Consider the following 13,162-nt stretch of genomic DNA (forward strand, 5'->3'; position numbering starts at 1 on the left):
ACCTGCCCGGTGCCGGAAGGTTAATTGATGGGGTTATCTTCGGAGAAGCTCTTGATCGAAGCCCCGGTAAACGGCGGCCGTAACTATAACGGTCCTAAGGTAGCGAAATTCCTTGTCGGGTAAGTTCCGACCTGCACGAATGGTGTAACCATGGCCACGCTGTCTCCACCCGAGACTCAGTGAAATTGAAATCGCAGTGAAGATGCTGTGTACCCGCGGCTAGACGGAAAGACCCCGTGAACCTTTACTACAGCTTGGCACTGAACATTGAACCTACATGTGTAGGATAGGTGGGAGACTTTGAAGCAGAGACGCTAGTTTTTGTGGAGTCGTCCTTGAAATACCACCCTTGTAGTTTTGATGTTCTAACGTTGGCCCCTGAATCGGGGTTACGGACAGTGCCTGGTGGGTAGTTTGACTGGGGCGGTCTCCTCCCAAAGAGTAACGGAGGAGCACGAAGGTTGGCTAAGTACGGTCGGACATCGTACGGTTAGTGTAATGGTAGAAGCCAGCTTAACTGCGAGACAGACACGTCGAGCAGGTACGAAAGTAGGTCATAGTGATCCGGTGGTTCTGAATGGAAGGGCCATCGCTCAACGGATAAAAGGTACTCCGGGGATAACAGGCTGATACCGCCCAAGAGTTCATATCGACGGCGGTGTTTGGCACCTCGATGTCGGCTCATCACATCCTGGGGCTGAAGTCGGTCCCAAGGGTATGGCTGTTCGCCATTTAAAGTGGTACGCGAGCTGGGTTTAGAACGTCGTGAGACAGTTCGGTCCCTATCTGCCGTGGGCGTTTGAGAATTGAGAGGGGTTGCTCCTAGTACGAGAGGACCGGAGTGAACGAACCGCTGGTGTTCGGGTTGTCATGCCAATGGCATTGCCCGGTAGCTACGTTCGGAACTGATAAGCGCTGAAAGCATCTAAGCGCGAAGCAGGCCTCGAGATGAGTTCTCACTAGACTTTTAAAGTCTCTGAAGGGCCGTTGAAGACTACAACGTTGATAGGCAAGATGTGGAAGTGGTGTGAGCCATTAAGCTAACTTGTACTAATTACCCGTGAGGCTTAACCATACAACGCCAAACGCGTTTTATGTGATAGTGAAACAAGCGAAGAAGTTAATAGACTAAAGTAGATTACTGAAAACTTTTATTATCAGAATTCCAAATTTTAGTTAGTGCGTAGCGATACGGACTGACACCCAAATTTGCTTGGTGACAATAGCGTTTTGGACCCACCTGACCCCATGCCGAACTCAGTAGTGAAACGAAACAGCGCCGATGATAGTGTAGCATTTGTTATGTGAAAGTAGGTCATTACCAGGCTCCAAATAAGAGAAACCCGTTACAGAAATGTGACGGGTTTTTTTACGTCTGCAGGAAAGTGAAAATATTAGCTATCAGCCGTCAGCTATCAGTTGCACTGCGTCAAACTGACCACCGTATCGTGGGTTTAGTATCTCGACAATATTCTAGGTGATTGCCGTAATTAAGTAGCGCACCGACTCCAATTAGTCGGTATTTACTTTGAGGTTTTTTATGATCATTAAAGCGAGCTTAATGGCGTTAGTGACTGAGAAAAATATAATTTTGCTTTGTTAGTGGCTTTGATTTAGGATCAAAACAGTTTAAAACCATGAATGATTTGCCTGTGTATAGATTATTAATTAGCGCCTTATCCATTTTCTTTTGTGTTTCTGTATCAGCAGTTGAAGTAACTGATCTATATCAAGATATTTTGGTCGTAGAAGATAAATCTCGTGATACTCGTTTAGACGCTAGCCGCAAAGCGTTACTTAACGTATTAGTAAAAGTGAGTGGTGACAAAAGCGCAGATGAAAATCGAGTCGCTAAGCAACGCACTAAAGATATATCCGATTATATGCTGAAATTTGAATATGATGAGCGTATCCCCGGAGAGCTTAAATTATTAGTTAAGTTTGAAGCACGAAAAATCGATGCACTAATCAAAGAGCTTAATTTGCCATTGTGGGGAATGCAACGACCACTGGTTGCAATCTGGTTAGGGATTGAAGATAACAGGCAACGAGAGCTAGTAACTCAAGAAAGTTACCCACAGTTAGAGCAGCTCATTTATGATAAGGCAAGCCGTCGTGGATTACCTGTCGTTGTACCTTTGCTTGATTTACAAGATAGACGCCTTGTTGGTGTCCCTGAGGTTTGGGGGAACTTTTCTGAACCAGTAGAAGAGGCATCTAAACGTTACAGTGCTGAGCGCAGTATTACTGCTAGAATGTATCAAGAGTTTAACTCCGATAATTGGGTATTAGATTGGCGTTTTACTAATGACGAAATGTTTGAATCTAACCGAATTATTGGCTATAGACAGCAAATCGTTGCGCAAATGATTGATGATTTAGCGCAAGGTTTAGCTGGCGAATATGCGATCGATCCGAATGCGTATTATGAGCAACGTACTGCCAATTTGACCTTAAAAGGGACAGATAATTTTGTGGATATAGAGTTGGCAAAGCGCCGTCTACTCAACCTAAGTGTTGTCACCCAAGCGGTTATTATACGTAAAACTCCCGATTCTGTTGAATTTAAGCTAGATCATACCGGCACTGTAAACGATCTTAAAAAAGCCCTTGGTCTTGATAATGCCTTTAAAGATTATGTCGACCCCCGTGCTTTTTATCACATAGTTGATAAGCAAAGCCTAGAGTATCAATGGGTTGAAAACTAATGCTAACTCAAGAGCCAATGCAAATGGCGCTACCGGTTACTTTACCGGATGATGAAACATTTGCCTCTTATTTTGGGGGAGAAGACTCATTAGAGGTTAACCACCTTAAAGATAGCTTTTCTAAGCTATCTCAAGCTTTTCAGTATACTTATTTGTGTGGCTTAGGAGACTCAGGTAAATCCCACTTGTTATACGCCACCTGTATTCAAGCCCAAGAGCGTGGCTTATCGAATATGCTGCTATCAATGCGAGAAGTTCTACATTTTGGCCCGATGGTTTTAGATGGTCTTGAGGCGCTAGATGTATTATGTATTGATGATGTTCACTTAGTGGCGGGTAATGATGCATGGGAAAAAGCGTTATTTAATTTCTTCAACCGCTTTAATGAGCCTAATAAAATGCTGGTAGTAACTGCTGATTTACTGCCAAATATGCTTAATATTAGCTTGCCTGATTTAGAATCACGCTTGAAGTGGGGGACCACCTTTCAAATTCGCTCCATGAGTGATGATGATAAAGCACAAGCGCTAGTAAAGCGGGCTAACATGCGCGGTCTTGAACTGAGTGACGAATGCGCGCGGTTTTTATTAACCCGTTTAAGTCGTGATATGCGCGCATTATTGGATGTATTAGACAAATTAGATCACGCATCCATGGCTGCACAGCGAAAATTAACTATTCCTTTCATAAAATCAACGCTAAAGCTGTAGTAGGTCTAGAATCTAGACCCCGCTTTCAGTTATCATTAGCTAACTAAATTGTAATCACCTTCTTTGAAAGATCAGGTATCGAATGAACTTAGAAAATATATTAGCGCAAGCACTTGAGGCAGTTGCCAGTGCCAGTGAAATCGCGCAACTAGAAGAGATCAGGGTTAACTACCTTGGTAAAAAAGGCGAGATCACCAGCTTACTTAAAACACTGGGTAAAATTGCTCCTGAAGAACGCAAAGAAGCAGGCCAGGTAATCAATCAAGCTAAGCAAGATGTGCAAAGCGCAATTAATGACAAGCGTGAGCTTTTAGCGAGTAAAGCACTAGAAGAAAAACTAGCTGCTGAAACTATCGATGTAACTTTACCAGGGCGCGTTATGCCTTCTGGTGGCCTTCACCCAGTAACACGTACAATTGAGCGTATTGAAAGCTTTTTTGGTGAACTAGGCTTTGAAGTTAAATCAGGCCCTGAAGTTGAAGATGATTTTCATAACTTTGATGCCCTAAATATTCCTGAGCACCATCCTGCTCGCGCCGACCACGATACCTTTTACTTTAATCCTAAGTTGGTGTTGCGTACTCAAACTAGTGGTGTGCAAATTCGTACCATGGAAACAGAGCAGCCGCCGCTTCGTATAATTTCACCAGGGCGTGTATATCGTAATGACTACGACCAAACACATACACCTATGTTCCATCAGGTGGAAGGTTTAATGGTCGATACGGACGTTAGCTTTACTGAGCTCAAAGGTATTTTACATGACTTCTTACGTAACTTTTTTGAAGAAGATATGGAAATTCGTTTCCGTCCTTCATTCTTCCCATTTACAGAGCCCTCAGCTGAAGTTGATGTAATGGGTAAAGATGGTAAATGGTTAGAAGTATTAGGCTGTGGCATGGTTCACCCTAACGTACTTAAGTCTGTTGGTATCGATCCTGAAAAATACACCGGTTTTGCTTTTGGTATGGGTGTAGAGCGCTTAACTATGTTGCGTTACGGCGTAAACGATTTACGTGCGTTTTTCGAAAACGACTTAAAATTCCTAAACCAGTTCCGTTAAGAGTGAAGAAATAAAATGAAATTTAGTGAAAAGTGGTTAAGAGAGTGGGTAAATCCTGCAATTGATACGCAAGCTCTTTCGGAACAGCTTTCAATGGCTGGTTTAGAAGTAGATGGCGTAGAGCCGGCAGCAGCCAAATTTAATGGTGTTGTTGTAGGTGAGGTGGTTGAATGTGGCCAGCACCCTGATGCAGATAAACTACGTGTAACAAAAATTAATGTTGGTGGTGATGAACTGCTTGATATTGTTTGTGGTGCACCAAATTGCCGCCAAGGTATTAAAGTTGCTGTTGCCACTGTTGGTGCAGTATTACCAGGTGATTTTAAAATTAAAAAGGCCAAACTTCGTGGTCAACCATCATACGGCATGTTGTGTGCGTTTGATGAGCTAGGCATTAGCGAAGAGGGCGATGGCATTATGGAATTGCCGCTTGACGCGCCGATTGGCACAGATTTACGCGAATACTTAGGATTAGATGACAACATCATAGATGTAGATTTAACCCCTAACCGTGGTGACTGTTTAGGTATTAAAGGCCTTGCTCGTGAAGTTGGCGTACTGAACAGCATTGATGTTAATACATTAAGTATTCCAGCGGTAGCACCGACAATTGAAGATAAAGTATCAATAGAGTTGGTTAACGATGAAGCTTGTCCTCGTTATTTAGGGCGTGTTATCAAAGGCATTAACCTTAATGCTGAAACACCTCTATGGATGGTTGAAAAGCTACGCCGTAGTGGTGTGCGTTCAATCGACCCGGTAGTTGATGTGACTAACTTTGTGTTATTAGAGCTTGGTCACCCAATGCATGCATTTGATTTAAATGCGATTGAGGGTGGAATTAAAGTACGTAGTGCAAACGCAGGTGAAGAATTAGTTTTACTTGATGGTAACACTGCAAAGTTAAATGAATCGACATTAGTGATTGCCGATCATCATAAAGCGCTAGCCATTGCTGGTATTTTTGGTGGTGAGCAATCTGGCGTTACTGAAAAAACAGCTGATATTCTGTTAGAAAGCGCATTCTTTAACCCTGTTGCCATTGCTGGTCAAGCACGTAGCTACGGTTTACACACCGATGCATCTCATCGCTATGAGCGTGGTGTAGACTTTGCTCTACAACATGATGCAATGGAGCGCGCTACAGCGTTACTGCTTGAAATTGTTGGTGGTGAAGCGGGTCCTGTTGTTGAAGCTGTGGCTGCTGATAAGTTACCAAAAGTAACTGAAGTACGTTTACGTCGTTCACGTTTAGACCGCGTTATTGGTCATCATATTGAAGATGCGAAAGTAACCGATATTCTGACGCGTTTAGGACTTGATGTTAAATTTGACAATGATAGCTGGAGTGCTGATGTACCAAGCTACCGTTTTGATATTCGTATCGAAGAAGATTTAATTGAAGAAGTTGCACGTGTATACGGTTATAACAGCATTCCTAATGTTGCACCAACTGCAAAACTGAAAATGACCACGCATGATGAGTCAACTGTTGCCCTGAGCCGTTTTCGTAATGCCTTAGTAACACGTGGCTATCAAGAAGCCATTACTTACAGTTTTGTTGACCCTAAAGCGCAAGCTATTTTACACCCTGAGTGTAATGCATTGGTATTGCCGCACCCAATTTCAATTGAAATGTCAGCGATGCGTGTAAGTTTAATGCCAGGGTTGCTTTCATCTGTTGCGTATAACCAAAACCGCCAACAACCTCGTATTCGCTTATTTGAACACGGCCTTAAGTTTATCAGTGATGTAAATGCTGAAAATGGTGTATACCAAGTGCCTGTTATTGGTGGCGTTATTACTGGTTTGGTTCATGGTGAGCATTGGGTTGAAGAAAAACGTAACGTTGATTTTTATGACCTAAAAGGGGATGTTGAAGCATTACTTGCAATTACCAACGATGTTAGCCGCTTTGAAATTAAAGCTGAGCAATCTGATGGTCTTCATCCTGGCCAGTCTGCCGTTATTTATGTTGATGGTAAAAAAGTAGGTTTCTTTGGTGCATTACATCCTCAAGCGCAAAAATCGTTAGATATCAACAATGCTACTTTTGTGTTTGAAATTGAAATGTCGGCATTAGAAAAAAGAAATTTACCTCAAGCTGTAGGGGTGTCTAAATTCCCATCAAATCGCCGCGACATCGCGATTTTAGTACAAGACAGCGTTAAAATTGGTGATATTTTAAACGTCATCGGAAAAGTTGGCGGAAATCAATTGGTTGACCTAAACTTATTCGATGTGTATAAGGGCAAAGGTATTGAGCCAAATTATAAGAGTTTGGCGATTGCTCTAACACTGCAGGCGGTTGATAGAACACTCGAAGAGAAAGATATCAATCAGGTAGTTGATAACGTGGTGGCCGCACTGGCCGAACAGTTTAATGCATCGTTGAGGGACTAGATATGGCGCTTACTAAAGCCGACATAGCTGAACACCTATTTGAAAAGCTCGGGATCAATAAAAAAGATGCCAAAGATTTAGTTGAAGCGTTTTTTGAAGAAATCCGCTCAGCGCTTGAAAAAGGCGAGCAGATTAAGCTCTCTGGATTTGGTAACTTTGATCTTCGAGATAAGAAAGAAAGACCGGGACGTAATCCGAAAACGGGAGAAGATATTCCAATTTCAGCGCGTCGCGTAGTTACTTTTAGGCCGGGGCAAAAGTTAAAGACCCGTGTCGAAGTAGGCACAAGCAAAAAATAAACAAAAAGGCAGCGCAAGCTGCCTTTTTTGTATCTGTTGTATTATTTCCGGGGAGAAATAAATTTTCCTTGGTTTATTTGGTGTAATGTTTGCTCCGCGAGGGCATCTAAACTCTCTAAATTCTTTCCTTGTGCTATTAACTGCTGTTCAATTAATAATATATCGATATTTTTTATTCCAGAAAGCTCTGCTATTTTGGCAAAAATGTACGCGTGCTTATATTGGCGGTGCTTGTAAAAAAGACTAATTAAAGAGGTGTAAATTTCTGGATCAGGTATTTGCTTAGCTTGATTTAACGCCAGTGTGTTGTATAAAAAACCAATCGCTTTTTGCTCATCAACTTTAATGTAATAAGACGCTAAATAAAATTGCATTTCAGCACTTGTTTCCACCGCGGGGGTATTTTCTAGAGCAAGTAGCCGGGTGAGTGCCGTTTCATCATTGTTTCTTGACCAATGGTAATAGAGTAGGCCAGGGTGAGTGGTTGCATGTGTTTGCTGATAAATACGTGCCATTTCTCTATTACTGGTGAGGTAGGCTCGTCGACGGGCGGTAGTTTTACCTTTCAGTTTTATATGCTGAATATTAGCGGCTAAGCCAATACATTGGTTGTAATGCTCAAACGCTTTGAGTAGTTGATATTTGTTCTCATCGGCTGGTTGTAAGGATTCGCGGTAGCGAGAAAAAATAGTACGCTCTCGCAGTGCCTTACAGTGGCTATCGTGGTTAAGATCATTGCACATGGCGGGTGATTGCACACAAATATCTTCAACGGTAAAAGATTCTTCACATCCTGCAAGCAACAATGCAAAAGTGAGGGTTATGTGCTTAAAAGCCATCCGAGCCTCTCAATTTATTAGGGTCTGTTGACCTTTCAAGGTTGAATTTGCAGCAGTCTGTTTGGTATAGAGGCAAGGCAGAGCCTATGTGGTGTGGTTATTCCCCATAAATAGGCGATAACGCAGCATCAATGCCAAACAGGCGCTGCCCGAAGGGTTCTGCCTAGGGGCGATTTACTCTTTGTTGCCTACATGGATGTAGGTAAGGGGCGTGAGCAGGACGCGGAAGCTTTGCTCGGTTTTGACTTAGCCCACTAGGTTACAAACCTCGCGCCGCGATTAAACAGCCCCTAGTTTGAACAAATTTTAATCCGCAAAGGTCAACAGACCCTCATATAATATTATTCTAGCCTAAACTTTAGTCTCTAACAGTAGAGAATAAAATGAGATTAAATTAGAATAGGCCTGCCCGAAGGAATGTGTTGCTCTCAAAATTCGATACATTCTTAGGCTATCCGTTCAAAATTGTTTAATTAGGTAAAAAAAATGACCTCATCTCACGAGTTAGAATACACAAGTAGCTGGCAAGAACGTCAAGATTACGCTGAAAGCATGCAACCAATTATTGGTAAATTGTACCGTAATCGTGGTATTGAAATCGCTGTTTACGGCCGTCCATTAGTAAACTCAAGCACTATTGATATTATTAAGTCTCACAAATCAGTAGCCCAGTTTGAAGGAACTAAACTTCGCCTACGTGAAAGCTTCCCATTCTTAGAAGCTATCAGCAAAATGGAATTAAATTCTGCCCGTATCGATATTGGTAAATTAGCATACAGCTATTTATACACAGATGCTGCGAATGGCCGTTCAGTAGAAGAGTTCGTTAAAGACGAACTAGCTGAAATTGTTAATTCTGAGCCTAAAGCGCCACGTGACGTAGTACTTTACGGCTTTGGTCGTATCGGCCGCTTATTAGCACGTTTGTTAATTGAAAAATCAGGCCCATACGCCGACTTAAACCTACGCGCTATTGTTGTGCGTGGTGGTAAAGACGGCGATTTAGAAAAACGTGCAAGCTTATTGCGTCGTGATTCTATCCACGGTCCGTTCAATGGTTCAATTACCATTGATAAAGAACGTAATGCTATTAAAGCTAATGGTAGCTACATTCAAGTTATCTACGCTAATTCGCCAAGCGAAGTTGATTACAGTGCCTACGGTATCGAAAACGCACTTGTTGTTGATAACACTGGTATTTGGAAAGATGAAGCTGGTCTTGGTCAACACTTAGAATCTAAAGGTGCTGCAAAAGTATTATTAACAGCGCCAGCTAAGGGCAACATTAAAAATATCGTTTACGGTGTAAATAACCAAGATATTTTACCTGAAGATAAAATTGTATGTGCTGCAAGCTGTACAACTAATGCAATAACGCCAACATTGAAAGCATTAAACGATCAGTTTGGTATTAAGAATGGTCACGTTGAAACAGTTCACTCATACACTAATGACCAAAACTTAATTGATAACTACCACAAAGCAGAACGTCGTGGTCGTGCTGCGGCATTAAACATGGTTATCACTGAAACAGGTGCAGCTAAAGCGGTATCTAAAGCATTACCAGAGCTTGAAGGTAAACTAACAGGTAACGCAATTCGTGTACCTACACCAAACGTATCGTTAGCTATCTTAAACTTGAATCTTGAAAAGAGCACGACGGTTGAAGAACTTAATGCGTTTTTACGTGAAACAGCACTTCACTCAGACCTACGTGATCAAATCGATTACACAGCATCAACTGAAATCGTGTCTACCGATTTAGTGGGTAGCCGTTACGCAGGTGTTGTTGATTCTCAAGCAACGATTGTTGATGAAAACCGTGTTGTACTTTACGTATGGTACGACAATGAGTTTGGTTATAGCTGCCAGGTAGTTCGCTGTATGCGCGATATGGCAGAAGTCTCATTCCCAAGTTTACCTCGATAAACACTTGAGCAATTAAAAAAAGCCAGCACTTGCTGGCTTTTTTAGGTCTGAAGATTTTTAAAGTGTAGTGGTTATGGTACGCTTTATTAAATTGAGTACGTAGTAATAGCCGTTTAAAGTGCATTAACACGTACTTACCTCTTGGCTAAATCCTTTGGTCAAGACACACAGTTAACTAATAGGTTTGTTGTAATGAAAATCAGTAGCAATTTTGACAGTGGTAATATTAAAGTTATTGAAGCCACCGATCCGTTAAATATTCAGTTAGAAATTAATAAAGATCATCAGTCTGAGTTTTATCAGTGGTTTCACTTTCGTCTTGAAACAACGCCTTATCAATTACATCAGTTAAATATTAATAATCTTGATAAGTCTGCATACCCAGATGGTTGGGTAGACTACCAAGCTGTTGCCTCATACGACCGTCAAACATGGTTTCGTGTACCGTCTTCGTATGAAAATGGCACACTAACATTTGAGCTTGAGCCTGAGTGTAGCAGCGTTTACTTTGCCTATTTTGCTCCTTACAGCTACGACCGCCATTTAGACTTATTATCATGGGCACAAAGCCAAGAGCTTTGTCAGTTAGAGACGCTAGGTCAAACCCTTGATGGCCGTGATATGAGCGTGCTTAAAATTGGTCAGCCAAGTGCAGATAAAAAAATCATCTGGGTCACGGCTCGCCAACACCCGGGTGAAACTATGGCAGAGTGGTTTGTAGAAGGCTTATTACACAAGCTGCTTGATGATGAAGACCCACATGCAGCAGCCTTACTATCAAAAGCGGTATTCTATGTAGTGCCAAATATGAATCCAGATGGCAGTGCACGTGGTCACTTACGTACTAATGCTAAAGGGGTTAACTTAAACCGTGAATGGCAAACACCAAGCATGGAAAATAGTCCTGAAGTTTACTTAGTGCTTAATAAAATGCGAGAAGCAGGTTTAGATATGCACCTTGACATTCACGGGGATGAAGCCATTCCATATAACTTTGTTGCCGGTAGTGAAGGCATACCAAGTTATGATGCACGCCTAAAAGGCCTTGAAGACAGCTTTAAAGCCGCGCTTTTAACTATTACTCCAGAGTTTCAAGATACGCATGGCTACGATAAAGACGAACCAGGTCAAGCTAATTTAACAGTAGGTTCATCAGCGACCGCTGAAGAATTTAAAGCACTAACTTACACCGTTGAAATGCCATTTAAAGATAATAATGACTTACCAGATCCAGATTACGGCTGGTCAGATCGTCGTTCATATCAATTTGGTCAAGATACCTTAGCAGCCATTGTTAATGTTGTAGACAACTTAAGATAAAACGCTTGTTTTAAAGGGTATCAATAATTTTGATGCCCTTTTTATTTTAGGCTAAACCGGCCGTATCAAAAAATAAAAATCATTTCCCACCATCACACTAAAACGTTTCAATACACCTTCTCGACAGATTTAATAACCTATAATTTTAATCAATTCCCACTTAGTTAAACGTTGTCTTAGCAGGCTCAATATAAATAAACAATAAGTTGTTTTGAAAATTAACTGTTAACAAGGTTGGGTACTTAAGTTAATATCGATTGAGCAATAAGAAAGACGAAAAAGATTAACCCCTTATTTCGTAAAGCTTATGACAGGTATTCTGAGTAGCAGAGTATGGTAATTAATAATAATAAATATAACTGTGAGGATGTTCATGGAAGCTTTTGTAAGCGCCGTTAATGATGTTGTTTGGAGTGATGCACTCATCTATTTATGCCTAGGCGCAGGCTTATTTTACTCCGTACTAACTCGATTTGCTCAAGTTAGACATTTTAAAGAAATGTGTAAGCTATTATTTAGCCCCAACACCTCAGAAAAAGGGATCTCATCTTTTCAAGCTCTTGCTGTTTCATTGTCTGGCCGAGTAGGGGTTGGTAATATTGCCGGTGTTGCAGCCGCAATCGGTTTTGGTGGTCCGGGCGCTATTTTTTGGATGTGGGTTGTTGCTTTTTTAGGTGCAAGCACTGCATACGCAGAATCAACATTAGGTCAAATTTATAAACTAGAAGAAGACGGCCAATACCGCGGTGGTCCAGCCTATTATTTTGACCGTTGCTTAGGGCAAAAGTGGCTGGCTGTATTATTTGCTGTGTCGGCAATTATAGCCTGTGGAGTTTTTCTGCCGGGCGTACAAGCAAATGCTGTGGGCAACGCATTCACTCAAGTATTTGGTGATGGCGCTATGGTGTCTACAACTTTTGGTGACGTAGGCAGTTTTAAACTCGTTGCATTGGCCATTATTCTAATCGTTTTAGCGTTTATTATTTTTGGTGGTATAAAGCGCATTGCTAATTTTACCCAAATTGTAGTGCCATTTATGGCGCTTGGTTACATCGTATTGGCTTTAATTATCGTATTTTTAAACATAGACAAAGTACCAGGCATTTTCTCGCTTATTATTGGTGATGCATTTACAGCCCAAGCAGGCTTTGGTGCTGCAATTGCTTGGGGTGTTAAGCGTGGTATCTATTCTAATGAAGCCGGTCAAGGTACAGGTCCTCATGCTGCGGCGGCAGCAGAAGTTGATCACCCTGCACAGCAAGGTTTAGTGCAAGCTTTTTCTGTTTATGTTGATACACTTTTTGTATGTACAGCAACGGCATTAATGATCTTAATGACGCAGCAATACAATGTAGTCGGCACTTTGCCAGAAGGACAATTCATTATACAAAATGTTGATGCGGCAACTGAAGTGGGGTCAGCAGCATTTACCCAAATGGCGTTGTTTAGTGTATTTGGTAGCTTTGGAGAAGCGTTTGTAGGTATCGCTTTATTCTTCTTTGCTTTTACCACTATACTTGCTTATTACTTCATTGCTGAGACTAATATCGCGTACTTAAATCGCTACTTTAAAGGAAGTATTCCGCTTGTAGTGGTAAAACTTATGATTATGTTTATGGTAGCCTACGGCATGGTTAACAGTTCCGGTTATATATGGACTATTGGCGACATAGGCGTTGGCTTAATGGCGTGGATCAACATATTGGGTATATTAGCCATTTTCTTTGTCGCTAAACCGGCCTTATCATGTTTGAGCGATTATGAAGAACAAAAGAAAAAAGGTGGAAAAATCATATTTGATCCTGTTAAGTTAGGGATTAAAAATGCTACCTTCTGGGAAAAGCGCCTTGAAAAGCAATCAAAAGACGCTGAATAAACAGACCCTAATAAC

At 41.5% G+C, this 13,162-nt stretch carries 9 protein-coding genes and 2 rRNA genes (1 of these 11 cut by a window edge); 10 read left to right on the forward strand and 1 reads right to left on the reverse strand.

Annotated features, from left to right (window positions below):
• The 7 genes from FHG08_RS09390 to ihfA all read left to right on the forward strand — a co-directional run.
• Positions 1-1,075 (forward strand): 23S ribosomal RNA (locus FHG08_RS09390); it begins 1,810 nt to the left of the window's first position.
• Positions 1,076-1,212: 137 nt separating this feature from the next.
• Positions 1,213-1,327: ribosomal RNA gene (gene rrf / locus FHG08_RS09395) — 5S ribosomal RNA — on the forward strand.
• A 325-nt stretch (positions 1,328-1,652) separates the two neighbouring features.
• The gene (locus FHG08_RS09400) at positions 1,653-2,708 is read left to right on the forward strand and encodes a DUF2066 domain-containing protein (protein WP_054201186.1); all 1,056 of its coding nucleotides are present in this window, start codon (positions 1,653-1,655) and stop codon (positions 2,706-2,708) included.
• Entirely contained in the window at positions 2,708-3,418 is a 711-nt protein-coding gene (gene hda, locus FHG08_RS09405; protein WP_010392888.1) for a DnaA inactivator Hda, read from the forward strand. Before FHG08_RS09400 ends, hda begins: the two co-directional genes overlap by 1 nt.
• Positions 3,419-3,500: 82 nt before the next feature.
• Positions 3,501-4,481 carry a phenylalanine--tRNA ligase subunit alpha gene (gene pheS, locus FHG08_RS09410; RefSeq protein WP_008468473.1) on the forward strand — a complete coding sequence of 327 codons (981 nt, stop codon included), beginning with the start codon at positions 3,501-3,503 and terminating at the stop codon, positions 4,479-4,481.
• Between the two features lie 15 nt (positions 4,482-4,496).
• On the forward strand, positions 4,497-6,884 hold the full coding sequence (gene pheT / locus FHG08_RS09415; protein WP_178955648.1) for a phenylalanine--tRNA ligase subunit beta: 2,388 nt from the start codon (positions 4,497-4,499) through the stop codon (positions 6,882-6,884).
• A 2-nt stretch (positions 6,885-6,886) separates the two neighbouring features.
• Positions 6,887-7,183 (forward strand): integration host factor subunit alpha, encoded by a 297-nt coding sequence (gene ihfA / locus FHG08_RS09420; RefSeq protein WP_008114070.1) that lies wholly within the window; start codon positions 6,887-6,889, stop codon positions 7,181-7,183.
• A gap of 41 nt (positions 7,184-7,224) precedes the next feature.
• Here the strand turns inward: ihfA and FHG08_RS09425 are convergent, their stop codons facing one another.
• Complete coding sequence (locus FHG08_RS09425) at positions 7,225-8,022, reverse strand: DUF2989 domain-containing protein (RefSeq protein WP_178955650.1); 798 nt, start codon at positions 8,020-8,022, stop codon at positions 7,225-7,227.
• A gap of 486 nt (positions 8,023-8,508) precedes the next feature.
• On the opposite strand from FHG08_RS09425, the gene FHG08_RS09430 reads away from it, so the two are divergent.
• The 3 genes from FHG08_RS09430 (at position 8,509) to FHG08_RS09440 (ending at position 13,147) form a co-directional block, all read left to right on the forward strand.
• Positions 8,509-9,951, forward strand: a complete 1,443-nt coding sequence (locus FHG08_RS09430; protein WP_010392881.1) for a glyceraldehyde-3-phosphate dehydrogenase — start codon at positions 8,509-8,511, stop codon at positions 9,949-9,951.
• Between the two features lie 192 nt (positions 9,952-10,143).
• Positions 10,144-11,271 (forward strand): M14-type cytosolic carboxypeptidase, encoded by a 1,128-nt coding sequence (locus FHG08_RS09435; RefSeq protein ID WP_054200633.1) that lies wholly within the window; start codon positions 10,144-10,146, stop codon positions 11,269-11,271.
• A gap of 373 nt (positions 11,272-11,644) precedes the next feature.
• Positions 11,645-13,147: a sodium:alanine symporter family protein gene (locus FHG08_RS09440; RefSeq protein WP_178955652.1), complete on the forward strand. Its 1,503-nt coding sequence runs from the start codon at positions 11,645-11,647 to the stop codon at positions 13,145-13,147.
• The last annotated feature ends 15 nt before the right edge of the window (positions 13,148-13,162 follow it).

It is taken from the genome of Pseudoalteromonas sp. Scap03 (assembly GCF_013393115.1).
GTDB lineage: Bacteria > Pseudomonadota > Gammaproteobacteria > Enterobacterales > Alteromonadaceae > Pseudoalteromonas.

Bases quoted from the DNA above. Each gene is read 5' to 3' on its own strand.
- pheT (WP_178955648.1), top strand. From the start codon at position 4,497: ATGAAATTTAGTGAAAAGTGGTTAAGAGAGTGGGTAAATCCTGCAATT.
- pheS (WP_008468473.1), top strand. From the start codon at position 3,501: ATGAACTTAGAAAATATATTAGCGCAAGCACTTGAGGCAGTTGCCAGT.
- FHG08_RS09435 (WP_054200633.1), top strand. From the start codon at position 10,144: ATGAAAATCAGTAGCAATTTTGACAGTGGTAATATTAAAGTTATTGAA.
- FHG08_RS09430 (WP_010392881.1), top strand. From the start codon at position 8,509: ATGACCTCATCTCACGAGTTAGAATACACAAGTAGCTGGCAAGAACGT.
- FHG08_RS09440 (WP_178955652.1), top strand. From the start codon at position 11,645: ATGGAAGCTTTTGTAAGCGCCGTTAATGATGTTGTTTGGAGTGATGCA.
- ihfA (WP_008114070.1), top strand. From the start codon at position 6,887: ATGGCGCTTACTAAAGCCGACATAGCTGAACACCTATTTGAAAAGCTC.
- hda (WP_010392888.1), top strand. From the start codon at position 2,708: ATGCTAACTCAAGAGCCAATGCAAATGGCGCTACCGGTTACTTTACCG.
- FHG08_RS09425 (WP_178955650.1), bottom strand. From the start codon at position 8,022: ATGGCTTTTAAGCACATAACCCTCACTTTTGCATTGTTGCTTGCAGGA.